This window comes from Paraburkholderia sp. UCT2 (assembly GCF_014397665.1).
Classification (GTDB): Bacteria; Pseudomonadota; Gammaproteobacteria; order Burkholderiales; family Burkholderiaceae; genus Paraburkholderia; species Paraburkholderia tuberum.
In genome coordinates, this window is the sequence record NZ_VZQO01000033.1 from 25,406 (window position 1) to 48,557 (window position 23,152).

Annotated in this window: 20 protein-coding genes; 7 read left to right on the forward strand and 13 right to left on the reverse strand. The window is 65.6% G+C overall.

The features are described 5' to 3' along the window. Positions 1-22 precede the first annotated feature (22 nt). A complete protein-coding gene (locus F6X39_RS24455; RefSeq protein WP_187618463.1) occupies positions 23-1,645 on the reverse strand; it encodes a methyl-accepting chemotaxis protein in 1,623 nt (540 codons plus the stop codon). A 284-nt stretch (positions 1,646-1,929) separates the two neighbouring features. Between F6X39_RS24455 and F6X39_RS24460 the strand changes: the two genes are divergently transcribed. Then, complete coding sequence (locus tag F6X39_RS24460; protein WP_184037950.1) at positions 1,930-2,364, forward strand: PaaI family thioesterase; 435 nt, start codon at positions 1,930-1,932, stop codon at positions 2,362-2,364. Positions 2,365-2,451: 87 nt separating this feature from the next. Here the strand turns inward: F6X39_RS24460 and F6X39_RS24465 are convergent, their stop codons facing one another. From F6X39_RS24465 to F6X39_RS24480, 4 genes are read right to left on the reverse strand one after another with little or no spacing between them, the layout of a single operon-like run. After that, complete coding sequence (locus F6X39_RS24465) at positions 2,452-3,300, reverse strand: ureidoglycolate lyase (RefSeq protein ID WP_184037948.1); 849 nt, start codon at positions 3,298-3,300, stop codon at positions 2,452-2,454. A gap of 52 nt (positions 3,301-3,352) precedes the next feature. Beyond that, the gene (locus tag F6X39_RS24470) at positions 3,353-4,096 is read right to left on the reverse strand and encodes an SDR family oxidoreductase (RefSeq protein WP_187618464.1); all 744 of its coding nucleotides are present in this window, start codon (positions 4,094-4,096) and stop codon (positions 3,353-3,355) included. 33 nt (positions 4,097-4,129) lie between these two features. Beyond that, a complete protein-coding gene (locus tag F6X39_RS24475) occupies positions 4,130-4,960 on the reverse strand; it encodes an amidohydrolase family protein (protein ID WP_187618465.1) in 831 nt (276 codons plus the stop codon). A 7-nt stretch (positions 4,961-4,967) separates the two neighbouring features. Then, the gene (locus F6X39_RS24480; protein ID WP_187618466.1) at positions 4,968-6,008 is read right to left on the reverse strand and encodes an aldo/keto reductase; all 1,041 of its coding nucleotides are present in this window, start codon (positions 6,006-6,008) and stop codon (positions 4,968-4,970) included. A gap of 260 nt (positions 6,009-6,268) precedes the next feature. On the opposite strand from F6X39_RS24480, the gene F6X39_RS24485 reads away from it, so the two are divergent. Then, positions 6,269-7,054, forward strand: a complete 786-nt coding sequence (locus F6X39_RS24485; RefSeq protein ID WP_187618467.1) for an IclR family transcriptional regulator — start codon at positions 6,269-6,271, stop codon at positions 7,052-7,054. Between the two features lie 124 nt (positions 7,055-7,178). Further along, positions 7,179-7,724, forward strand: a complete 546-nt coding sequence (locus F6X39_RS24490; protein WP_187618468.1) for a hypothetical protein — start codon at positions 7,179-7,181, stop codon at positions 7,722-7,724. Between the two features lie 42 nt (positions 7,725-7,766). Here F6X39_RS24490 and F6X39_RS24495 read toward each other — a convergent pair whose 3' ends face one another. From F6X39_RS24495 to F6X39_RS24525, 7 genes are all read right to left on the reverse strand, one after another. Continuing rightward, on the reverse strand, positions 7,767-10,217 hold the full coding sequence (locus F6X39_RS24495; protein ID WP_187618469.1) for a GNAT family N-acetyltransferase: 2,451 nt from the start codon (positions 10,215-10,217) through the stop codon (positions 7,767-7,769). A 171-nt stretch (positions 10,218-10,388) separates the two neighbouring features. Further along, complete coding sequence (locus F6X39_RS24500) at positions 10,389-11,990, reverse strand: peptide chain release factor 3 (RefSeq protein ID WP_187618470.1); 1,602 nt, start codon at positions 11,988-11,990, stop codon at positions 10,389-10,391. A gap of 740 nt (positions 11,991-12,730) precedes the next feature. Beyond that, positions 12,731-13,030, reverse strand: a complete 300-nt coding sequence (locus F6X39_RS24505; RefSeq protein WP_018424077.1) for an H-NS family nucleoid-associated regulatory protein — start codon at positions 13,028-13,030, stop codon at positions 12,731-12,733. Positions 13,031-13,154: 124 nt separating this feature from the next. Further along, the gene (locus tag F6X39_RS24510) at positions 13,155-14,354 is read right to left on the reverse strand and encodes a serine hydrolase domain-containing protein (RefSeq protein WP_187618471.1); all 1,200 of its coding nucleotides are present in this window, start codon (positions 14,352-14,354) and stop codon (positions 13,155-13,157) included. A gap of 144 nt (positions 14,355-14,498) precedes the next feature. Beyond that, positions 14,499-14,702, reverse strand: a complete 204-nt coding sequence (locus F6X39_RS24515) for a hypothetical protein (protein WP_090808221.1) — start codon at positions 14,700-14,702, stop codon at positions 14,499-14,501. A 552-nt stretch (positions 14,703-15,254) separates the two neighbouring features. Beyond that, complete coding sequence (locus F6X39_RS24520) at positions 15,255-15,518, reverse strand: hypothetical protein (protein ID WP_187618472.1); 264 nt, start codon at positions 15,516-15,518, stop codon at positions 15,255-15,257. Positions 15,519-15,617: 99 nt separating this feature from the next. Then, positions 15,618-17,084: a sigma-54 interaction domain-containing protein gene (locus F6X39_RS24525; RefSeq protein WP_187618473.1), complete on the reverse strand. Its 1,467-nt coding sequence runs from the start codon at positions 17,082-17,084 to the stop codon at positions 15,618-15,620. 327 nt (positions 17,085-17,411) lie between these two features. Here F6X39_RS24525 and F6X39_RS24530 point away from each other — a divergent pair, with 327 nt between their 5' ends. The 4 genes from F6X39_RS24530 (at position 17,412) to F6X39_RS24545 (ending at position 22,771) form a co-directional block, all read left to right on the forward strand. After that, positions 17,412-18,812, forward strand: coding sequence for a GntP family permease (locus F6X39_RS24530; RefSeq protein ID WP_187618474.1), 1,401 nt, complete (start codon positions 17,412-17,414; stop codon positions 18,810-18,812). 457 nt (positions 18,813-19,269) lie between these two features. Continuing rightward, positions 19,270-19,521 (forward strand): hypothetical protein, encoded by a 252-nt coding sequence (locus F6X39_RS24535; RefSeq protein ID WP_008921056.1) that lies wholly within the window; start codon positions 19,270-19,272, stop codon positions 19,519-19,521. 408 nt (positions 19,522-19,929) lie between these two features. After that, positions 19,930-20,922: a DedA family protein/thiosulfate sulfurtransferase GlpE gene (locus tag F6X39_RS24540; RefSeq protein ID WP_187618475.1), complete on the forward strand. Its 993-nt coding sequence runs from the start codon at positions 19,930-19,932 to the stop codon at positions 20,920-20,922. 118 nt (positions 20,923-21,040) lie between these two features. Beyond that, the gene (locus F6X39_RS24545) at positions 21,041-22,771 is read left to right on the forward strand and encodes an FAD-dependent oxidoreductase (RefSeq protein ID WP_187618476.1); all 1,731 of its coding nucleotides are present in this window, start codon (positions 21,041-21,043) and stop codon (positions 22,769-22,771) included. A gap of 108 nt (positions 22,772-22,879) precedes the next feature. Here F6X39_RS24545 and F6X39_RS24550 read toward each other — a convergent pair whose 3' ends face one another. After that, positions 22,880-23,137 carry a hypothetical protein gene (locus F6X39_RS24550; RefSeq protein ID WP_184057620.1) on the reverse strand — a complete coding sequence of 86 codons (258 nt, stop codon included), beginning with the start codon at positions 23,135-23,137 and terminating at the stop codon, positions 22,880-22,882. Positions 23,138-23,152: the final 15 nt, after the last annotated feature.

Consider the following 23,152-nt stretch of genomic DNA (forward strand, 5'->3'; position numbering starts at 1 on the left):
GTCGTTTTCAAGCGTCGCCGCTTTAAAGCGCATGCATTCCGGTTAATGCGAATTCTGCATTTGCGACGGACATCGCTCCGCGCTGTTGCGTGCGCAACACACTTTCAGAAATTTCGAACACGGAAACGGCCTGTTTCAATTGCTCGGTTTGCTGATGCAGCGAAGCCGCCGCCGCCGCGGCCTGCTCGACGAGCGCCGCGTTCTGCTGCGTCATCTCGTCCATCTGCACGACCGCCTGATTCACCTGCTCGATGCCGGTGCTCTGCTCGAGCGACGACGCGCTGATTTCGGCCATCATCTGCGTGACGCGCGAGATCGACGCCGACACATGACTCATCGCTTCGCCAGCGCGCTCGACGAGCGTCGAGCCGCCCTGAATCTCCGCGACCGATTCGCTGATCAGCATCTTGATTTCCTTCGCCGACTGCGCGCTGCGTTGCGCGAGGCCGCGCACTTCGCCGGCCACGACCGCGAAGCCGCGGCCCTGCTCGCCCGCGCGCGCCGCCTCGACGGCGGCATTCAGCGCGAGGATGTTGGTTTGGAACGCGATGCCGTCGATCACCGAGATGATCTCGGCGATCTTGTCCGAGCTCTGCGCGATGCCGCGCATCTTGTCGACCACCTGATTGACGACTTCACTGCCGCGCGACGTCGCGTCAAGCGCGGTCTCGGCGAGCGCATTGGCTTCGCGCGCATGATCGGCATTCTGGCGCACGGTCGCTGTGAGTTCCTCCATGCTCGATGCCGTTTCCTCGAGCGATGCTGCCTGGTTTTCGGTGCGCGCCGACAGATCGGCGTTGCCGGTCGCGATTTCGTTGGCGCCAAGATGGATCGAGTCGGCCGATTCGCGCACGCTCTTGACGGTGCGTGCGACGCTTGCCTGCATCGTCGCGAGGCCCGAGAACAGACGGCCAATTTCGTTGCTGCCGCGTGCGGCGATCGGTTGATCGAGACGGCCTTGGGCGATGCGCTCGAAGTGGCGGCCCGCTTCCTCGAGCGGTGCCACGACGCCGCGGCGCAGCGCCGTATAGACGGCGAGCGTGCCGGCGACGAGCACGAGCAAGATCACCGCGCTGACGATGCGAAACGCCGCCACGCGCGCATCGATCGAATCGAGCGACGCGCGGCTCGCGTCGTCGCCGAATTGCCCGAAGTTGTGCACTTCCGCCAGATAAGCGTCCTGAAACGACTGCGTCGGCTGATCGAGGAAGGCCTGGATGTTGTTCGAGTCGAGATACTGCGCGAGCTCCGCGAGCGCGCCATGCAGCGTCTTGTAGCGTTCGGCGAGCGCGGTGGCGCGCGCGCTGTTTTCGTCGCTGGTCTTCTGCGCGCTCATGAAGGCCGCGAAAGACTGATCGGCGGCAGCGAGCTGTTCGCGAGCGTGCTGCACGATGTCCGTAGGCTCGGTGCCCCCGCGCACCATGCGCGTGCCGGCACGCGACAGGTTGATGCGCGCGTCCATCAGGCGCTGCGTCGTCTGATTGACCGCGTCGACCTGCTTCAACGCGATGTTCGACAGATCGCCGACGTCGTCGTGCGTGCGCGTCAGTGACCAGAAGCCCAACCCTACCGTGACGAGCTGGAAGACGCAGAACGCGGCCAGAACACATAGCAGGCCGGATGCGACCTTGATCTTGCTGAACATCGTGGACACCTGGGAACAAAGGATAACGGAGGTACACCAGGGGTTAACGGCAGGCCGATTGGCGGCTTGAGGCCAATTCCCGCAAAAAGCGCTCTACGTGCAGGTTTCATCGTCGATCGTCGCGATTGCGATTGTTTTGCGCAACAATGCGCCGCTGGTCACGCGGAATCACCTTGCGCAGCGCAGCGGCACTTCCTAGAGTGGGTAGGGACCGCGTGGCGCACGCCGCGCGGATGTTTTGTTGCACCGATGCACTACCCAGACCCCTGCACGAAGGAACCACGATGACCGACCTACTCGACCGGGCGCGCGGCGCACTGCACGCCCAGCCGTTCAGCATGCTGCTAGGCGCGGAGCTGATGCACGCCGGCAGCGACGAGCTCACCCTATGTCTGCCGATTCGAGATGAACTGCGGCAGCAGCATGGCTTCGTACATGGCGGCGTCATCAGCTATCTCGCCGACAATGCGTTGACGTTCGCGGGCGCGCTGTCGCTGGGTCCGAGAGTCGTGACCGGTGAGTACAAGATCAATTATCTGCGCCCGGCAGTGAAGGGCACGCTGATCGCGCGCGCCAGTGTGGTCTATGCGGGCAGGCATCAGGCGACCTGCCAGTGCAGCGTGTTCGTGATGGAGGGGAATCGCGAGAAGCTGGTGGCGGTTGCGCAGGGCACTGTGAATCGGATTGGAGAGGACGGGGAGCAGGAGGCGGGGGCTTAAAGCCGGGACGCCATGAAAAAAGCCGCTCCTGCGCGAAACAGGAACGGCCTTTCATTTCACAGCGATATGACGGAATGAGAAAGCGCGTTACTCCGCCGCGTAAGTCTTCTGCGTCTGCTCGCCCAGCCCTTCGATACCCAGACGCACCGTCTGCCCCGGCTTCAGAAACACCGGGTTCGGCTTCACGCCCATGCCGACGCCCGGCGGCGTGCCGGTCGAGATAACGTCGCCCGGCTGCAAGCTCATGCACTGCGACACATACGACACCAGCTTCGCGACACTGAAGATCATCGTCTTCGTGCTGCCGTTCTGGTAGCGATGGCCGTCCACTTCGAGCCACAGGCTCAGGTTCTGGGGATCGGCGACTTCGTCGCGCGTGACGACCCACGGGCCGATCGGGCCGAACGTGTCGAAGCCCTTGCCCTTGTCCCACGTGCCGCCGCGCTCGATCTGCCATTCGCGCTCCGACACGTCGTTGATGACGCAGTAGCCGGCCACATGCTCGAGCGCGTTCGCTTCGTCGACATACTTCGCCGCCTTGCCGATCACGACGCCGAGTTCCACTTCCCAGTCGGTCTTCTTCGAACCGCGCGGGATTTCGATGTCGTCGTTCGGGCCGCTGATCGCGCTCGTCCACTTGTTGAAGATGACCGGTTCGGCCGGTACCGGCAGATTCGATTCCGCCGCGTGGTCCGCATAGTTCAGGCCGATGCAAATGAACTTGCCGATCTTGCCGACGCACGGTCCAACGCGCGGATTACCTTCGACGACCGGGAGCGTTGCCGGATCGAGCGCGCGCAGTTTCGCGAGGCTTTCATCGCCGAGCCCAGCGCCGTCGATATCGCCCACTACCTTCGACAAATCGCGAATCTTGCCTTGCGCGTCGAGCAGGCCCGGCTTTTCCTGGCCTTTCGGCCCATAACGAAGCAGTTTCATCGTTGCACTTCCCTTTACGTTCAGTAGTGTTCGGTTCGTCAGTCAATCAGAATCAGTTCGACCATCCGCCGTCGATTACATGGAGTTGGCCCGTCGTGAACGACGACTCGTCGGACGCGAGATACAGCGCGAGCGCGGCGATCTCCTCCGGCTTGCCGATGCGGCCCATCGGCTGACGCGCGACGAAGGCGGCCTGCACCGCATCGAGCGACGCGCCCTGCGCTTGAGCCTGCGCGGCGATTCGCTGTTCGAGCGACGGCGAGGACACCGTGCCCGGGCAAATCGCGTTACAGCGTACACCACGCGTGACGAAATCCGCCGCGACGGATTTCGTCAGCCCGACCACCGCGGCCTTCGACGCGCCGTACGCGAAGCGATTCGGCACGCCCTTCACGCTCGACGCCGCCGACGACATGTTGATGATCGAGCCGCCGCCCTTCTCCAGCATGGCCGGCAAGAACGCGCGAATCATACGGTACATGGCCTTCGCGTTGAGGTCGAACGCGAAATCCCAGTCCTCCTCGCTGCATTCGAGGATATTGCCCGAGTGTACGAAGCCCGCGCAGTTGAACAGCACGTCGATCGTGCCGACTTCCGCGGCGAGCGCCTTGATCGCCGCGCCATCGAGCACGTCGAGCTGGCGCGCCTCGACCGGCTTGCCGGCGAGTCCGTCGATGCGGATATCGGTGGCGATCACGCGCGCGCCTTCGCGCGCGAACAGTTCGGCGGTGGCGAGACCGATACCTTGTCCCGCCGCGGTGATCAGGGCCGTTTTGCCGGCCAGTCTTTGTGTCATCTACGACTCCAGTTGAATGGGCTGCTAACGAAATCAAAGCCGATAAAACGCGGCGGCGTTCTCGCCGAACACGGCGTCGCGCTCGGCGTCGCTCAACGACGCGACGAGCGTGGTCGCCACCGAATGCCAGAGCAGATAGTCGCCGTTCAGTTCGAGCACCGGCCAGTCGCTGCCCCACATCAGCCGCGCGGGACCGAAAGTGTTCAGCAGATGCTCGACGTAGGGCCGCAGCGTGTCCTCGGTCCAGCCGGGCGAGGCCTCGGTCGCGAGACCCGACAGCTTGCAATGCACCTGCGGCAGCGCGGCGAGCCGAGTGATCGCGTCGCGCCATACCGGGTAGGCCGCCTGGCCGTAGCGGATCGGCGGCTTCGCGCCATGATCGACCACCATGCGCAGCGCCGGAAAACGCTGCGCGAAGATCTCGACGTATTGCACGTGACGCGCGTAGATCAGCGCATCGAACGCGAGATCGTGCGCGATCAGCGCCTCGATCGCCGGCGCGAGATCGGGGTTGGCGATCCAGCCGTCGTCGGGCAGATCCTGAAGCATCGGCCGCACGCCCTTGAACTTCGGCTCGCGCGCGAGCACCTCGATCAGATCGGGCGCGTTCGGCAACAACAGCGGCACCCAGCCGACCACGCCCGCGATCGACGGCTCGTGCCGCGCGATGTCGAGCAGGTAGCGGGTTTCGTCGAGCGTCGGCGCGGCCTGCACGACCATGGTCCGCTCGATGCCGGCCTGTTCGCGCAACGGCTTCAGATCATCAGGCCCGAACGGCCGGTAGAGGATTTTCAGCTCCGGCGTCAGCCACTCGTAGTCACCCCGCGCGGGGTCCCAGTAGTGCTGGTGAGCGTCGATCGGCATGGTCGGGTCAGTCCTCGGGCGCGGGCGCACGGGGGTCGAGCAGGCCCGCGTCGCGCAATGCGGACCACAAGGCCGCGGGGATCGGCAGCTCGAACGACGCGACGTTCTCGCGCAATTCGTCGGCGCTACGCGCGCCGGTCAGCACGGTGGCGACCGCCGGGTGTGCATACGGAAACTGCAACGCGGCAGCGGCGAGCGGCACGTCATGCGCGCGGCATACCGCCTCCAGACGCGCGACGCGCTCGATCACCTCGGGCGGCGCGGCGCCGTAATTGAACTTCAGATCGCCTGCGACGCCCCGCGCCAGAATGCCCGAATTGAACGCGCCGCCGAGCAGGATGCTGACGCCGCGCGCCTCGCAGGCGGGCAGCAGGTCGTCGAGGGTGGTCTGCTCGAGCAGCGTATAACGGCCCGCGAGCAACGCGCAATCGATATCGCACTCGGCCATCGCGTCGAGGATCACCGCGCCCTCATTGACGCCGAGGCCGAGCGCCTTGATTGCGCCCGTCGAGCGCAGGCGCTCGAGCGCACGGAAGCCGCCCCCTTCGGTCAGTTGCCGCCAGTAGTGCGGATGCTGGTCGCCGTGCGTGACGCGACCGATGTCATGCACGAGCAGGACGTCGATATCGATGATGCCGAGGCGCTGCTGGCTGTCCTCGAACGAACGCAGAATGCCGTCGTGCGTGTAGTCGTAGATCGCTTCGAACGGCAGCGGATTCTGCCAGCCTTCGCGGTCGTCGAATGGCGACGTGCGCGGCACGAAGCGGCGGCCGACCTTGGTCGACAGCACATACTCGCCGCGCGGATAGTGGCGCAGCGCGGCACCGAGCCGATGCTCGGCCTTGGTGTTGCCGTAGTGCGGCGCGGTGTCGAAGTAGCGCACACCCGCGTCCCAGGCGGCGGCGATCGTCGCTTGGGCCTCTTCGTCGGACAGGTCGCGGTACAGGCCGCCGAGCGGCGCCGTGCCGAGCCCCAGTCCGCTCACCTGCAACGAGCCGCGGCCGATACGGCGCCGCTGCCCGATTTTCGATACGATCGATGCCGACATGAGCGTGTCTCCAGATTTGTGGTCTTTTTACCATGCGGCGGCGAGGGCGCGGCGGTCACACTCCGCGCACCGCTTGGGAAGTGCATTCATTCACCAATGAACGTATTATTCATATTCGAATTTTTCCAAGTCAAGAAAACTACGCGGCGCGGATGCCTGGGTTTTCCCTGGACATAGGCCATCCAGTTCGCGAAATGCTACGCACTCGCCCGCGCACACCAGATAATAAGAGTTCCACACCGAATTCTCCGACCCTCACGATGGACGCCGAAGACAAGGACGACGACCGCTATCGCGCCCCCGCGCTGGATAAAGGCCTCGACATTCTCGAGCTACTGTCCGCGCAGAAGGAAGGACTCACGCGCGCCGAAATCACGCGGCAGTTGGGCCGCAACGCGAGCGAGATGTACCGGATGCTCGAACGCCTCGTCGCGCGCCAATACGTGGTGCGCTCGGCGGCTGGCGACCGCTACTCGCTGAGCCTGAAGCTATTCGCGCTCGCGCACCGTCATCCGCCAATGAACCGGCTGATCGCAGAAGCGCTGCCGCTGATACAGCGTTTCGCCGACGCGGCCGAGCAGTCTTGCCACCTCGTCGTCTACGACCGCGGCAACCTGCTGGTGATTGCGCAAGTCGACGGACCGGGCACATGGGGCATGTCAGTGCGGCTCGGTTCGCGGGTCGGCCTGATCGACACCGGTTCGGGGCGCGTGATGCTCGCGTTCCAGAGCGTCGAGCAGCGCCAGCAGATGCTGGCGGAGCACACGAAGGTGAAAGGCGAAGTGACGCTCGATCGCGACGCGCTGGAGGAGGCCTGCGAGCGCATCCGCGCGGCGGGCTTCTGGCAGAAGGACAGCCAGCAGACCTTCGGCGTCACCGACGTGACGTTCCCGATACTCGCGCCGTCGGGACAGGCGATCGCGGTGCTGACCTGCCCGTATCTGCGGCGGATCGACGAATACGTCGCGCCGACGCTCGAAGCGGCCACCACGCTGCTGCGCGACACGGTGCAAGCGCTGTCGATGTTCCGAGAGCAGGCGGCGTGATCGGTAAGTTGCGCGCTAAGTTGCGCGCTAAGTTGCGCGGCGGCGCGCACGCGCACATGGTTTAGAATGGCGGCCCTTCCAAAATAACGCCGCATGACGGGCTCATGCGCGCATCGATTGAGCAATGGCCAAACTTCTGACCGATTCCGAATTCCAGCGTTTTTCCGAACTCCAGCAGAAGCAGTCGAGCTTCACGATCACCGCCGAAGAAGCCGACGAACTGCGCGACATCGTCGCCCACGCGCAGAAGCGCCGCGACGACCGCGCCGCCGCGATGCAAAGCATCGAGACCTTCGTCCAGCAGTTCCACATCACGCCCGACGAGCTGTTTTCGCCCGAGCAGATCGGCGAAGCGGCGCGCACCTACGGCCTGATTCCTGCCGCGCGCAAGGAGCGCGTGCTGCCGCCGTCGCTGACGTTCAACGGCAAGCCGTACCAATGGACCACCCGTGCGCTGCCCGACGAAATTCGCGTGCCGCTGTTCGACGCGTTCAAGGGCGGTGAGTCGGTGAAAGCGTTCATTTCGACGCTGAAGGACGCGAACCGCTGCGCCGCGACGATCGCGCGGCTCGAACGCGAAACCGGCGCCGTGTATGCGCAGGCATGGCTCGACGAGCTGTCGGTCACGCGCGCGCAGGTCGATGAGGCGGCTCAGAAGCTGGCGGCGTGAGGCGGTGAAGCCATGCGTTGAGCGGCTCGCAACGTCAGCCGTTCAACCCGCCGGCTGGTTCTGCGCGGCGGACTTCGGGTCCGCCCCCGCCGTTTCGTCGAGCGCCATCCGGAAGCCGACCACACCGGGGTCATCGGTCCGCGTGATCGTGAAGCCGCTGGCCTTCGCGAGCGCGATCATCGCGGTGTTCTCGCGCAACGCTTCACCGATCAGCCAGTGCGTGCCGCGCGCCCGCGCGTACGCGATGATCCGCTGCATCAGCAACTGGCCGAGGCGCCGCCCTTTCTGATCCGAGCGCACGGTCACCGCGAATTCGGCCGTCTCGTTGTCGGGATCGGCCACCGCACGCACCACGCCGAGCGTCTGCGCGACGCCGTCTTCGTTGTCGACCGTCGCGATCAGCGCCATTTCCCGGTCGTAGTCGATCTGCGTCATGCGCGCGAGTTGCGAGTGGTCGAACGCGCCGACTGAAGCGAAAAAACGCAGCCGCAAATCTTCCGGCGTCATCGCCTGCACGAACTCGCGATGCGCGTTTTCGTCTTCGGGGCGAATCGGCCGCACCGTTACACGCATCCCCTGCCAGTCGATCGTTTCCTCGAAGCGGCGCGGATACGGCACGATCGCAAGACGGCTGCGCTGCGCGCCGAGCCGCAACACGGGATCGACCACCGTCACGCGGTCCCGGTAGACCCTGAGCTTCAACGACAGGCCGACGATCTCGCGCACGTCGCAAACCGCTTGCGACACCGCCGTCAACGCCGCGAGCGTCGGCTCCGGCGCGACCAGCCTCGCGTAGTGCGAACGCGTGACGATGTCGCGCGCGAGCATCGGATTGAGCGGCGGCAGGCCGTACACGTGCAACCCGCTGGAAACGCCGTCGATCGGCGGTGCGGCGAAGCGGAACACGGGGCCGAAGTTGTCGTCGTCGTGCAGTTCGACGGCGACGTCGACGATGGGTTTTGCGGCGCCGTCGGCATCGGCGCCCGACGCATCGGCGCCCGACGCGTGGGCTCCCCCTCCTTCCGCACCCTCCACCCGCAACCCGAACCGCGACAGAAACCGCGCCGCCGCCGCCCCGGCAAGCTCGCTCGCGCCCGCCGCCAACGCTTCGCGAGCCTGCGCCTGGGCGGCGTCGATCGACTCGGGAATCTGCGCAGGCAGGCCCTCCGGCGTTTGCATCAGCAGTTCGCGGCCCAGCCGGTAATCGACCAGACGGGCGAAGGCGCGCGCGAGCCGCTGCGGCGTCGTGTGCACCGGGATGCCCTGCGCATGCAGCGCGTCGCGCCTCGTCGCATCGACACCGCCGAAAAAGCACGCGAGCAGCCCGCGATACGCAAAGCGCTGATGCTCGATCAGCGCCTGCGCGACGTCGTCGACGGGCGCGCCATGCGTCGATGCGTGCACCACGACGGCGGTGCCGGTCTCGCGATACTCGCCGAGCAGCTTCAGCGCGGTGCCGAAATGCTCAGGACGCGCGCCGTCGCCGAGCAGCAGCGGATTGCCGCCGACCGCGAGCGGCAGCGCCTCGCGCAGCGCGTCCGACGCCGCGGCCGGCCACGGCGCGAGCAGGCCGCCGGCGGCGGTGAACGCGTCGCGCGCGAGCGTCGCGAGACCGCGGTCGCTAGTGATCAGCGTGGCGGTGGCGCCCGCCGCCACGCGGCCGACGCCGAGCGTTTCGATTTCGTCGAGCAGATCGTCGAGCGCGTCGACGCGCACGAGGCCCGCGCGCCGGAACGCCGCTGTGTAGAGACCGTCGGCGGGATCGTCGCGGCCGGAGCGCAGCGCGAGCACCGGCTTGTTGCGCGCCGCCGCGCGCGCGGCCGACATGAACTTGCGCGCCGCCCGCACGCTGTCGAGTTCGAGCAGGATCGCGCGGGTGCCGGGGTCGCTCGCGAGGTAATCGAGCACGTCGCCGGCATCGACGTCGGCCTCCGCTCCGAGCGCCACCGCGTGCGAAAAACCGAGCCCGCGCGCTCGTGCCCAGCCGAGCACTGCGTTGGTCAGCGCATTCGACTGCGACACCCACGCGACGCCGCCCGCCTTGACCGTGCACGACGGCGCGCCCAGATGCGCGCCGAGCGCCGGCGACACCACGCCGAGACTGCCGGGTCCGACGATGCGCAACAGATGCGGCCGCGCCGCCGACAGCGCGTGCCGCAGCTCGAGCCGGTCTTCATCGCTGCGCACCTCGCCGACGATGATTACGGCGCGCGTGCCCATGCCACCGAGCTTATGGATCAGCGAGGGCCACGTCGCGGGCGGCGTGCAGATCACCGCGACGGTGGGCGCCTGCGGCAGATCGCCGACGTCGGGAATTACCGGGTGGACGCCGAGCGTCGCGTGCTTCGGATTGACCGGCCACAGCGGGCCGTCGAAGCCGCCTTCCAGCACACGCGCCCATACCATCGCGCCGGTGCTGCCCGGCCGCTCGGACGCGCCGATCACGGCGACGGATTTCGGGCGAAACAAGGCGTCGAGGTTGCGAACGGTCACGGGCGCTCCATGCGGTTGGACAGGAATTGGAGCCGGCTTCGCGGCGAGGCGGGTGGTTCCGTCAGCATAGGTGAAGTCGCGCGCTGGCGCGGGACGTTGTTGCGGCGGAAAAGTAAAAAGCCGCGTCGAACGACGCGGCTTTTTTGCTTCGCAACCAGCGGACTCGTGGTTTTACATCGCCTTTCTGAACGGCGCCCCCGAGTGCTCGCGCAACTCGTTGAACACGACCTTCGGCCACGCCTTCTGCGCGACTTCGATCTCCGATACGTGCGAGGCCAGATAGGTCGGCGCATCGGACGCATCGAGCGCGATTCGCGCCGAGTACGAGTCGGTGAAGCGGCGCAGCTCGGCCGCATCGTCGCAGGTCACCCAGCGCGACAGCCGGTAACGCGCCGGCGCCATGCGCACGTCGACCTTGTATTCCGTCGACAGACGGTGCGACACCACTTCGAACTGCAACTGCCCGACCGCGCCGAGAATCATCAGACCGCCGGCTTCGGGACGGAACACCTGGATCGCGCCTTCCTCGCCGAGCTGCTTCAGCGCTTCGCCGAGCTGCTTCGCGCGCATCGGATCGACCACTTCGACGGTCTGGAAAATTTCCGGCGCGAAGAACGGCAGGCCGACGAACTGCAGCTGCTCGCCTTCGGTCAGCGTATCGCCGAGACTCAGCGTGCCATGGTTCGGAATACCGATGATGTCGCCCGGATACGCCTCGCTCACCGTCTCGCGACGCTGCGACAGGAACGTGACCACGTTGTTTGCGCGGAACGTCTTGTTCGAGCGCGTGACCTTCACCGCCATGCCGCGCTCGAAACGTCCCGAGCATACGCGGATGAACGCGACGCGGTCGCGGTGCGCGAGGTCCATGTTCGCCTGCACCTTGAACACGACGCCGGTGAACTTCGACTCTTCCGGCTGCACCGGACGCTGCACGGTCATGCGCATCGACGGCGGCGGCGCGAGGTCGACCAGCGCGTCGAGAATCTCCTTCACGCCGAAGTTGTTGATCGCCGAACCGAACAGCACCGGCGACTGCTGGCCGGCGAGGAACTGCTCACGGTCGAACTCGGGCGTCGCGCCGGTGATCAGATCGATTTCTTCCTTCGCACGCACCCACGCGTGGCCGAAACGACGCTCGCCTTCCTCGTTGCTCAGCGCCTGCAGCGTTTCGACCGCGCCGCCGGCCGTGTCCTGACCGGCGCGGAACACGCGCACCTGATCGCGCTGGACGTCGTAGACGCCCTGGAAATCCTTGCCCATGCCGATCGGCCATGTGAAAGGCACCGCCGCCACGCCGAGGTGCTGCTCGATCTCGTCGAGCAGTTCGAGCGGCTCGCGCACTTCGCGGTCGAGCTTGTTGATGAACGTGACGATCGGCGTCTTGCGGCTGCGGCACACTTCCAGCAGCTTCAGCGTCTGCGCTTCGACGCCGTTCGCGCCGTCGATCACCATCACGGCGGCGTCGACCGCGGTCAGCACACGGTAGGTGTCCTCGGAGAAATCCTCATGGCCCGGCGTGTCGAGCAGGTTGATCACGCAATCGCCGTACTCGAACTGCATCACCGAGCTCGCGACCGAAATGCCGCGTTGCTTTTCGATTTCCATCCAGTCGGACGTCGCGTAGCGGTTGCTCTTGCGGCCCTTCACGGTACCGGCGATCTGGATCGCGCCCGAGAACAGCAGCAGTTTTTCGGTGAGCGTGGTTTTACCCGCGTCCGGGTGGGAAATGACCGCGAACGTGCGGCGGCGTTTGAGTTCGGAGACTGACATCGGGTCTGGCGGTCACGGAAAGGGGTTCAGGCGATTCCCGGCGGCCGTGGGCGGCCGGTATGCCGCGCGTGGCGCGGCGGCGTCGAGCTGCGAGAATCGGGCGCGGGCCCGGATCGGCCGGCGCTCGCGCCGCGTCCGAAAACGGGTGGCGAACGGGTTACGACCCAGCGTTCGACAATGCGGGAATCGCTGGCGCAAAACGGCGCAAGGTGCGAATGATACACGTCTGGCGCGACGGCCGGGGGAAAGGGCCCCGGCGCCGGACGGGGCGACGGCGCGCCGCGCATGCTTGTGGCAAAGGTGAGCGTTTTCGGGACTTGCGGCGGCGAATATCGATTTGCGGTCAAAGGTGAGGATCGCGAAGCGCATGCACGCACCTGCCAGGTCGCGGGCGCCACCAACCCGATGCGCGGGAAAACGGCGATAAAGCTTCGCACCGTTATGAACGGGTTCCGGCTCGACGCCTGGAAACGCCCGCCAGCAAAGGCTGTCGCGGGTTTGCGGCGAGCGGCGCGGGGCGGTGCGGCACGATGGCGATTCGCACCCGCGGAGGTGCGTCGCGCGACAAAGCCTGGCTCACCGAAGCATCCCGCGAGGTTCGAATGCATCGGTAAATATCGCCGTGTACGTTCGGGCGTCACGCAAAGGTGAGCGTTTTCGGGACCTTTGCAACGGTGCGGAACGGATCAAACCACACATCACTTCAGAGAACACGGACGCATCGGCGCCCACGACGAAGCTCAACCTTCGATCAGAAACCGCTCGCGATTTTTGCCGACGAGCCAGGCCGGCGAGCGCCCACGGCCGCTCCAGGTTTCGCCGGTCTTCGGATTGCGGTACTTGGCGACCGACGTCGTCGACGACTTGCGGCGCGGCTTCGGCGAGGCGCTCGTCAAGCCGAGTTCTTCGGCGGTCAGGTCGTATTCGGCAATCTTCTGCTTGATATCGGCGATAGCTTGCGAGACTTCTTTTTCGCGCGCGGCTGCGACTTCCTTGTGGAGTTTTTCGAGTTGCGCAGTCAGCTGTTTGTAAGAGGCCATGCCGTTGTTCCCCCTCGGTTGGACGCACTGCGATGAATCGCGATGAATGGTTCGCGGACACTATCAGACGAATAAATCACAGGATAGTGAATCGCGCGGCCGAGCGCATGCGCGGCGGCTGCACTCAATCGTCGATCGCATCGTAGATGCGGCGTTCGAAGTCGATGGCCATCGGGAAGGGGTCGATCGAGCGGCGCTGGATCAGCATCAGGCCGATCATGTTCTCGACCGGATCGGCGAACCAGCTCGTGCCGTACGCGCCGGGCCAACCGAACGAGCCGAGCGAGCGGTAGCCGAGCGGCAATTGCTGCGCCGGATCATCGACGATCGACAGGCCGAGGCCGAAGCCTTGCCCCGCCCAGATCACGTGACCGAAGGCAGGCAGGCGGCGCTGGTCGCGGCTCAGGAAATTGCTGCGCATCAGGTCGACCGAGCGATGCGACAGCAGCCGCGTGTCGCCGACGCGGCCGCGCCCGAGCAGCAGTTGCGCGAATCGCAGATAATCCTCGGCGGTCGAGACCAACCCGCCGCCGCCGCTCTGAAAGCGTTGCGGATTGGCCCAGCGGCTCGCCGCCGCATGATCCTCGACCACACGACGGCGCGTGCCGGGATCGATGTTGTACGCGGTGGCGAGGCGCGCAAGCTGTGCGTCGGGCACCCAGAACGCGGTGTCGCGCATGCCGAGAGGCGCGAAAATGCGCGTGCGGAAAAACTCCCCAAGAGTCATGCCGCTCACGCGTTCTATCAGCACGCCGAGCACGTCGGTCGCCACGCCGTAGTGCCAGCGCGAGCCGGGCTGGAACATCAGCGGCAACGCGGCGATGCGCGCGAGCCACGCGCTGTTGCCGCCGCTCGCCTCGAAGCCGTTGAACGCGGCTGCGTAGGCTTCGCCAAGCGGACCCGTCGCCGTGAAGTGATACGCGAAACCCGCGCGATGCGTGAGCAGGTCGAGCACCGTAATCGGCGCGCGTAACGGATCGGTCTGGTCGAGCGGGCCGGTCGGGTCACGCAGCACGCGCGGCGCGGCAAGCTCGGGCAGCCACCGCGAGATGGGCGCATCGAGCGCGAGGCGGTCTTCCTCGATCAGCATCATGATCGCGGCGCTCGTCACCGGCTTCGTCATCGACGCGATGCGAAACAGCGTGTCGCGCTCCATCGGCAATTGCGCGGCTTCGTCGCGTAGGCCTGCCGGTTCGAAGTAGCCGATTTCGCCGCGCCGCCATACGAGCGACACCACCCCCGCCACTTCGCCCCGCTCCACGTAGCCCTGCATCGCGTTGGTCAGCGTCGCGAGCCGGGTCGCGGCAAGTCCTGCTATCTGCATGTACATCCTGCGTCGGTAAAAGAAAACGTGCACGCGCCCAGGTCGCTTTGGGCGATCAAACCGAAAGATAAACCCAGTCCGGCGAAAGCGCACACGACGGCTTTCCTAATTGCCGATCCCGATTGGCGGACACAATGACGACATTCAGGCTTTCTGCCGTTTTTCCAATGCGCAAAGCGCGGCATCGAGGCGTTTGACGCGGGTTGCCTGAGCCGGCACGAGAACCGCGCCGGAAACGTGCTGAAGGCGGTTACGCCAGTAAGACAAAGGAATACGGTCTTCTGCGGAAATATGGGAAATTATCTGCTCGAGATGCTCGATGTCTTTTTCGAGTTGCTGATGATTCATTGCTTTCCCCGGATTCTATTGAATTAGTGTTGAAGCAAAAAAATCGAAAGCATGAAGCCGCGTTGGCCCGCGCGGCCCAAAGTAATGCCCGCCAGTAGCGGAAAAACCTTCCTGAACCTCTTCTGCGTCGGAAAAAACCGGCAATTTCTGCTCGCCGGGTTAAATCCCAACGGTTTAAAAAAGAATACTGCCGTCAAATTTCACGTTCCGTTGCCTGCCGCACTGACTGCGTTCGACGCCCCGAAGGTAAAGATAAATCATGGTCCGGGCGCAAAGGATAATCGGTGCGCGGTGACTCAACGTTGTAAAAACGCCGCATGCGGCTTACTTATCCCAATTCGCATGCAAACCGCTTATCGGGCACACATTAGGCGCATGAATTTATGACGGCCATGTGGTAACCGGAATGGCACGAGCGTGGTCAGCGAGCGTATCGGGAATTGGCAGGGAATAACTGCGAACAGGTGAAAAAAACCGAAGGCCGCCAACGGATCGGCCAACCGCGCGCGCCGGCATTGCCCCGGCACGGCATCAGGTGCTTACTTCGCGGGCTTACTTCGCGGTCGCGCGGCAGGCGTAGATCAGGCTCAACGTACCGCCCTCGCTCGACTGGCGCACGACGTCGAACGCGCCATTGCAACTGGCGGCCGCCTGTTGCGAGCACGAGTCGGAACCGACCGGGCATTGCACGAGCGTGGTCGCACGGCCGTCCGGCAGGAACAGCGGCGCGCTGCTGCTGCAACCGCCAAGCGCGACGATCGCGCCGACGGCCAGTATGCCGCGCGAGCGGCGCGCGAAGAAGGAATGGCATTTCATGGAGACCCCGGTCACGTCTTGTTTTTCGATCTCGCGATTGTGCCACGCTGCCCTCGTGCTGCGTCAGTTGGCGTGGCGCGGCTGGCCGGGCGCGGCGAGTCAAACGTCGATGCCGTGCGCGGCGATCTTCTTGTACAGCGTCGCGCGGCCTATGCCGATCTGTTTCGCAGTGTCAATGACGCGGCCGCCGTTCCCGCGCAACGCGTCGCAGAGAAAGCGCTTTTCGAACGCGGCCATCGCGTCGCTCCACGAGGTGGGTTCGGCGGTGGCGGCCACGTCCGCGCTGGCGGCCGCGACAGACGGGGTCCGCGCCGGTGCCAGCGCACCGCCCTGCCCCGAGCCGATGAACGGCGCGAGCATACGCGCATCGATGCGCTCGCTGTCGGACAGCATCACGGCGCGCTCCAATGTGTTGCGCAGTTCGCGCACGTTGCCGGGCCAGTCGTACGCGCCCAGCAGGCGCAACGCGTCGTCGTGCAATTCGAAGTGGCTGCCGCCGCCTGCCTGCGCGGCCAGCTCCTCGAGCATCGCGTAGGCAAGCGCCTCGATGTCGGACGGACGCTCGCGCAGCGCCGGCGCATGGATCGTCAGCACGTTGAGCCGGTAGAACAGGTCCGCGCGAAAACGCCCGGCCGCGACGAGCGCCGGCAAATCGGCCGATGTCGCCGCGATGATCCGCACATCCGCGCGCACGATCCGATTCGAGCCGAGCGGCTCGAATTCCTTGTCCTGCAGCACGCGCAGCAGCTTGCCCTGCAACGGCAGCGGCATGTCGCCGATCTCGTCGAGAAACAGCGTGCCGCCGTTGGCGAGCTCGAACTTGCCGACCCGCCCCCTGCGATCCGCGCCGGTGTACGCGCCGGGTGCGGCGCCGAAGAGCTCGACTTCGAGCAGCGTGTCGGGAATCGCCGCGACGTTGACGCTGACGAGCGGCTTGTGCGCGCGCGTCGAGCCGCCGTGAATCGCATGCGCGAGCAGCTCCTTGCCGGTGCCGGTTTCACCCAGCAGCAGCACCGGCGCTTCGAGTTGCGCCGCGCGCCGCGCCTGGCGCTTCACTTCGAGCGACGCCGCGCTCGTGCCGACGAAGCTGCCGAACGTATAGCGCGCGCGGCGCGCCTGTGCAAGCGACTGACGCGTCGCGATCAGCTCCTGCTGCAACCGCGAGTACTGCGAAAAGAGGGGCGACAGCGCTTTCAGCTCGTCGAACAGCGCGAAGCCGACCGCGCCGATCGTCACGCCGGCATCGTCCTTGAGCGGCAGGCGCGTGACGACGAGCGGCTCGCGATCGGTCTCCATGATGTCGAGCAGGATCGGCTTGCCGGTGTTGACGACCTCGCGCATCAGACTGTTTGGAATCACCGCTTCGCAATCCCGGCCGATCGCCTGCTGCGGGTCAGCAAAGCCGAAGCGCGCCGCATACCGCTTGTTGATCCAGACGACGCGCGCCTGCCCATCGACGATGAAGGTGCCTTCGCTGAAGTTTTCGAACGTGCGAAACAGCGAATCCATCGCCCGACGAAGCACGTCGTCATAGGTGGCGGGCAGGCCCGTCCAGTCGGTCAACATGCTGTCGCTGTCTCCGCTTATCGTTTTGATTGCATCAATCTCAATCGGTGGAAGAATTTATCTCCAAATTGAGACACACGATAGGCCTTATGCATCATGACTTACCCTGGTTTCAGGTGTTCTTCACCAGATGGAAGTCCCGTTTCGGAGACGCTTGGGTACAATCCGCCCACGATGCCTCGGCCCGCCGCTGCGCGGCCGCGCCAAGCGCAACGGCGGGCCAGCAGCAAAACGGCAGGCATGGCATGGAACCTGCGTTCCGACCGCGCCGCGCCGTCGCTCGATCGGGACGGCAAACATGTAGAACAACCGGGCTATGGAGACTCAATGACCTTTCTCATCGTTATCGCCGCGCTGGCGTTTCTGATGTTCGCTGCGTATCGCGGCTACAGCGTGATCCTGTTCGCGCCGATCGCGGCGCTCGCCGCCGTCCTGCTCACCGATCCCGCCGCCGTCGCGCCGGTCTTCACGAGCATCTTCATGGACAAGATGGTCGGCTTCGTGAAGCTGTACTTCCCGGTGTTTCTGCTCGGCGCCGTATTCGGCAAGGTGATCGAGCTGTCGGGCTTCTCGGAGTCCATCGTCGCGGCCGCGATCCGCTATATCGGCCGCTCGCGCGCTAACGCGGTGATCGTCACGGTGTGCGCGCTGCTCACCTACGGCGGCGTGTCGCTGTTCGTCGTCGTGTTCGCGGTCTATCCGTTCGCGGCCGAGCTGTATCGCCAGAGCAACATTCCGAAGCGGCTGATGCCCGGCGCGATCGCGCTCGGCGCGTTCTCGTTCACGATGGACTCGCTGCCCGGCACGCCGCAGATCCAGAACATCATCCCGACGACGTTCTTCAAGACCACCTCGTGGGCCGCGCCGACGCTCGGCGTGCTCGGCTCGCTGTTCATCATCGTGGTCGGTCTGTCGTATCTGGAATGGCGCCGCCGCGCCGCGATGGCGACCGGCGAGGGTTACGGCACCGACCTCGTCAACGAGCCGGAGCGCGTCGAGTCGAAGCAGCTGCCGCATCCGCTGCTGGCGGTCGCGCCGCTCGTCATGGTCGGCGTCGCGAACTTCCTGCTGACGCGCTGGATTCCGACCTGGTACGGTCCGTCCTTCACGGTCACCCCGGACATCCTGCCGGGGCTGCATGCGCCGGTCGAAACGAGCGTCAAGGCTCTCGTGGGGATTTGGGCCGTGCTGGGCGCGCTGCTGCTCGGCATCGTGATGGTCGTCGTGACGGCGTTCAGTCGCGTCAGCCAGCGCTTCGCGGTGGGCACCAAGGCGGCAGTGGCGGGCGCGCTGCTGGCGTCGCTCAACACCGCGTCGGAATATGGCTTCGGCGGTGTGATCGCGGCGCTGCCGGGCTTTCTCGTCGTCAGCAACGCGCTGAAAAGCATTCCGAATCCGCTCGTCAACGCCGCGGTGTCGGTCAGCACGCTGGCGGGCATCACGGGTTCGGCATCGGGCGGTATGAGCATTGCGCTCGCCGCGATGTCGGACACGTTCATCAAGGGTGCGGAAGCCGCGCATATTCCGCTCGAAGTCCTGCATCGCGTGGTCGCGATGGCGAGCGGCGGCATGGATACGCTACCGCACAACGGCGCGGTGATTACGCTGCTCGCCGTGACGGGTCTCACGCACCGGCAGTCGTATCGCGACATCTTCGCGGTCACCGTGATCAAGACGCTCGCGGTGTTCTTCGTGATCGCGGTGTATTACGCGACCGGCCTCGTGTGAACGTTGAACCGGAAAACAGTACTTTGATCTGATAGATCCGCATTACTCCCACCTCGACAGCCGACCAACGAAGCACGAGGATGGAGTCGTCAGCGCCCAATGTTGCAAGGGCAGGCTGACCCGAGTAACAACGGCGTTTAACGGCCCGTCCCTGTCCGGACGGGCTATTTTTTTGCGCGCGCCCAACGCTTCCTAGCCCGCCCCCGCGTCACCCGCATGACAAAACCCGAACGCACGTCGCGCCACCGCGGGGCATGAAAAATGCGTCCGTCGCGACGAGGAGTCGCGTTAAACTGGTTGCTCGCTCCGCAACCGCGAATCCGCTAGCGGCAGCGTCACACTCGACTAAAACCCCGGCGAGACAGAGGCAGACGCAGCACGGCACGACGACGCGGCAGACGGCACGCCGTCCGCCCCGTACAATGGTTCCATCACCAACGCAACAAGGACAACTTCGATGCGCATCACCGGGTCCTCCGGGTCAATGGCCCTGCTCACCGAATACGACGACGCAACGGCGCGCGAACTTCGCTCGCTGCGCCTCGAATCGACCGAAGACGGCAAAGGCATCCTGCTGATCGAGGTCGATGAGCGCAAGCCGGGCATACATCGCGAAGTGCGCTACGAAATCACGCCCGCGGAGCTGATCGCCGCGATCCGCGCGCATGGCGCCGAGTTGCCGGGCGAGCAGCACAATCATCGTCAGTGAAGCAGGCGCGCGGCGGGTGTGACCGTCGCGTGACTCGGCAGCCTCTCGCGCCGGTTGCGTCGCGCTTCGACGCGTCAGCGCGGGATTTTCCGCATTGGGCGCGCCTGCGCGCGTCGCCGTGCTTCCGTTTGTTCCGTTCACGCCGCCAATCCCCGCTTTCCTACGGGTTTTTGCAAGCGCCTTCGCGCGTCTCGTCGAGCGCGCTTACCCGGCCTTCAGCAACTTGTCACAAGCGGTTGCCACGCTTGTGTATCGAGGCATGCGGCCACATAGGGCGACCTGATCGCAGCCAGAAGACGGGCCAATTTCCGGGCCGGTTGCACGTCTCGAAAATACGTCCATAATCTTTGAATTCCCCTTTGCATTCTTTACCGCGCTGCGCCCGCAAGGGCCGCGGATGTTAAGCCGATGCTACATGACCTCGTCGCGCAATATGGACCGGCGCTCGTCTTCCTCAATGTGCTGGCCGCCGCGCTCGGGCTGCCGGTGCCGGCCATGCCGTCGCTCGTGCTGTTCGGCGCGATGGCCGCGATGCACCCCGGCTCGGTCGGCACGCAACTGCTGCCGGTCCTCGTGCTGTCGATCTTCGCGACGCTGATCGGCGACAGCGCGTGGTACGTCGCGGGCCGCATCTACGGCGGCAATACGCTGAAGACGATCTGCCGGCTGTCGCTTTCGCGTGACACCTGCGTGAAAAAGACCGAGCGCTTCTTCGGCCGCTGGGGCGTGCGCGTGCTCGCGGTCGCGAAGTTCGTGCCGGGGCTGTCGATCGTGTCGATCCCGATGGCCGGCGCGATGGGCACGCGCTACCGCGTCTTCCTCACCTATGACGGCGTCGGCGCCGCGCTGTGGTCCGGCACCGGGCTGATCATCGGCGCGCTGTTCGCGCGGCAGATCGACATGCTGTTCGCGATTGCCGGGCGGCTCGGGCGCACGGCGGCGCTCGTCGTCGTCGCGTTGCTGGTGCTGTACGCGGTGTACCGGTGGATCCGGCGCCGTCAGTTGATCGCGAAGCTCGCGTCCGCGCGCATCGAGGTCGACGAACTCGCGAAGCTGTTCGCGGCTGACCGGGCGCCGGTCGTGTTCGACATCCGTTCGGAGGAGAAGCGCAAGCTCGATCCGTTCGTGATCCCCGGCGCGCAATTCGCCGATGAACGGCAACTCGACGACATCGTCGCCACCTACGCGCACGATCAGAAGCTCGTGATCTACTGCTCCTGCCCGAACGAGATTTCCGCGGCATGGATGGCCAAGCAACTCAACGAAGCCGGCTTCTCCGACGTGCTGCCGCTGCGCGGCGGCATGGAAGCCTGGCGCGATTCGGGCAAGCCGGTCGACTCGCTGCCCGCGATGCCGCCGCCGGAAGTCGCGGTCGACGACATCGCGCCCAAAGCCGTTTAGCCGTAATCAGCGGCGGCATCGTCCGCCTGACGCGCGCGGCACGGCTCGCCCCGGCGTGCGAGCGCGCATCGCGTTGCCTCGCGTTCAATCGTGCAATGAATATCGAAGGAGCGGTTCAATGCTTTCGACTCAGGACGTTTCGACTCAAGAGGTGGAAGGACAGCAGGGGGTCGTCGCCGACGCGCCGTTTTCGTCGCTATCGACGCGCATGCACCAGATGTTTCCGGAGCTCAGTTGCGCCGAGATCGACCGGCTCCGCCGCTTCGGCGAGGTCGGTCACTGGAAGTCCGGCGAGCTGCTGTTCGAGACCGGTCACACCGGCCCCGGCATGTTCGTGCTGCTCGAAGGGCGCGTGAAGGTCTATCAGCGTGACGGTATCGGCCGCGAGCACGTGATCAACGAGCGCGGCGCCGGGCATTTCCTGGCCGAGGTCGGGCAGTTGTCGGGCAAGCCCTCGCTGGTGAACGGCCTCGCGATCGGCCGCGTCGAAGCGCTGCTGATTCCGCCCGAGCGCCTGCGCGCGCTGATCGTCGCCGAAGCGGAACTCGGCGAGCGCATCATGCGCGCGCTGATTCTGCGGCGCGTGTCGCTGATCGAAAAGGGCGCGGGCGGGCCAATCCTGATCGGCAACAGCAGCGACGCACGGCTCGTGACGCTGCAAGGCTTCCTGTCGCGCAACGGCCATCCGCATTCCGTGATCGACGAACGCGACGAAGACGCGCTGCGTCTGATCGAGCAGTTCGCCGCGCAGCGCGAGGACCTGCCGCTCGTGATCTGCCCGGACGGCTCGGTGCTGCGTCATCCGAGCATGCCGGAGCTTGCCACTCGCTTGGGTATGCTGCCCGATCTCGACGACACGTACGTGTACGACGTCGCGATCGTCGGCGCGGGGCCGGCGGGACTTGCCGCCGCGGTGTACGCGGCCTCCGAAGGACTTTCGGTGATCGTGCTCGACAGCCGCGCGCCGGGCGGCCAGGCGGGCGCGAGCTCGCGCATCGAAAACTACCTCGGCTTTCCGACCGGCATCTCGGGCCAGGCGCTCGCCGGCCGCGCGTTCGTGCAGGCGCAGAAGTTCGGCGCGCACGTGGCGATCCCAGTCAACGTGAAAGCGCTGCATTGCGGGCAGTCGCCGTATCGGCTCGAGCTGAAATGCGGCGGCCACATCAGCGCGCAGGCGATCGTGATCGCGAGCGGCGCCGTGTACCGGCGCCCGGCGCTCGACGGGCTCGAACGCTTCGACGGACGCGGCGTCTACTACTGGGCGTCGCCGGTCGAGGCGAAGCTGTGCAAGCGCCAGGAGGTCGTGCTGGTTGGCGGCGGCAATTCGGCCGGCCAGGCGATCGTCTATCTGGCGACGCACGCGGCCAAGGTTCACGTACTGATCCGCCGCAGCGGTTTCGAGGCGACCATGTCGCGCTATCTGATCGACCGCATCCGCTCGCTGCCGAACGTGTTCGTGCATCCGAATTCGGAAGTCGGCCGGCTCGAAGGCGATGAGGACGGGCTCGTGTCGGTCGCGCTGAAGCGGCCGCTGCCCGGCGGCGTCGATCACTTCGACACCCGGCATCTGTTTCTGTTCACCGGCGCGGACCCGAACACTGAATGGCTGCGTACCTGCGGCGTGCAGCTCGACGCGAAAGGCTTCGTGCTGACCGGCATCAGCGCGGATGGCTCGGCCACCGCGTGCGATCTCGGGACCACGGTCGAAGGCGTCTATGCGATCGGCGATGCGCGTGCCGGGTCGACGAAACGCGTGGCCGCGGCGGTCGGCGAAGGCGCGGCCGTGGTCGCGCAGATTCACCAGTTGCTGGCGCAGACGAGCGGTGAAGAGGTGGCGCTCGGGGCGTGAGCCTCAGAGAGCGTGAAAAAAAGCGCACGGTGAGTTACACAGTGCGCTTTTGTATAACAGACGGCACGATGGTTGCGCCGGAGCGGACCCGCGTGTTCAGCGGTCCACTCAGCGCTCCAACTTCGCGCGCAATTCGCGCGCGGCCTCCAGCAGTCCTTCGTAACCCGAACGTGCGTGCTCCGGCAGATCGGGATCGCCGACCAGTGCGCCGAGCGTTTCGATCAGACTGTACACAATGCCTTTCGCGGCGCCCGATGCAATGCCGCCAGACGACACCTGCTGATCGACGTGACTGAGCGCCGCGTCGAGCTGCTCGATCTCGGGACGATCGTCGGAGGGCGGCTTGGGAGAAACGTCTTGCGTCATGATCGAACATCGCTC

Excerpts from the sequence above, each read along its gene's own strand:
- F6X39_RS24455 (WP_187618463.1), bottom strand. The coding sequence starts at position 1,645 with ATGTTCAGCAAGATCAAGGTCGCATCCGGCCTGCTATGTGTTCTGGCC.
- F6X39_RS24460 (WP_184037950.1), top strand. The coding sequence starts at position 1,930 with ATGACCGACCTACTCGACCGGGCGCGCGGCGCACTGCACGCCCAGCCG.
- F6X39_RS24465 (WP_184037948.1), bottom strand. The coding sequence starts at position 3,300 with ATGAAACTGCTTCGTTATGGGCCGAAAGGCCAGGAAAAGCCGGGCCTG.
- F6X39_RS24470 (WP_187618464.1), bottom strand. The coding sequence starts at position 4,096 with ATGACACAAAGACTGGCCGGCAAAACGGCCCTGATCACCGCGGCGGGA.
- F6X39_RS24475 (WP_187618465.1), bottom strand. The coding sequence starts at position 4,960 with ATGCCGATCGACGCTCACCAGCACTACTGGGACCCCGCGCGGGGTGAC.
- F6X39_RS24480 (WP_187618466.1), bottom strand. The coding sequence starts at position 6,008 with ATGTCGGCATCGATCGTATCGAAAATCGGGCAGCGGCGCCGTATCGGC.
- F6X39_RS24485 (WP_187618467.1), top strand. The coding sequence starts at position 6,269 with ATGGACGCCGAAGACAAGGACGACGACCGCTATCGCGCCCCCGCGCTG.
- F6X39_RS24490 (WP_187618468.1), top strand. The coding sequence starts at position 7,179 with ATGGCCAAACTTCTGACCGATTCCGAATTCCAGCGTTTTTCCGAACTC.
- F6X39_RS24500 (WP_187618470.1), bottom strand. The coding sequence starts at position 11,990 with ATGTCAGTCTCCGAACTCAAACGCCGCCGCACGTTCGCGGTCATTTCC.
- F6X39_RS24505 (WP_018424077.1), bottom strand. The coding sequence starts at position 13,030 with ATGGCCTCTTACAAACAGCTGACTGCGCAACTCGAAAAACTCCACAAG.
- F6X39_RS24510 (WP_187618471.1), bottom strand. The coding sequence starts at position 14,354 with ATGCAGATAGCAGGACTTGCCGCGACCCGGCTCGCGACGCTGACCAAC.
- F6X39_RS24515 (WP_090808221.1), bottom strand. The coding sequence starts at position 14,702 with ATGAATCATCAGCAACTCGAAAAAGACATCGAGCATCTCGAGCAGATA.
- F6X39_RS24520 (WP_187618472.1), bottom strand. The coding sequence starts at position 15,518 with ATGAAATGCCATTCCTTCTTCGCGCGCCGCTCGCGCGGCATACTGGCC.
- F6X39_RS24525 (WP_187618473.1), bottom strand. The coding sequence starts at position 17,084 with ATGTTGACCGACTGGACGGGCCTGCCCGCCACCTATGACGACGTGCTT.
- F6X39_RS24530 (WP_187618474.1), top strand. The coding sequence starts at position 17,412 with ATGACCTTTCTCATCGTTATCGCCGCGCTGGCGTTTCTGATGTTCGCT.
- F6X39_RS24535 (WP_008921056.1), top strand. The coding sequence starts at position 19,270 with ATGCGCATCACCGGGTCCTCCGGGTCAATGGCCCTGCTCACCGAATAC.
- F6X39_RS24540 (WP_187618475.1), top strand. The coding sequence starts at position 19,930 with ATGCTACATGACCTCGTCGCGCAATATGGACCGGCGCTCGTCTTCCTC.
- F6X39_RS24545 (WP_187618476.1), top strand. The coding sequence starts at position 21,041 with ATGCTTTCGACTCAGGACGTTTCGACTCAAGAGGTGGAAGGACAGCAG.
- F6X39_RS24550 (WP_184057620.1), bottom strand. The coding sequence starts at position 23,137 with ATGACGCAAGACGTTTCTCCCAAGCCGCCCTCCGACGATCGTCCCGAG.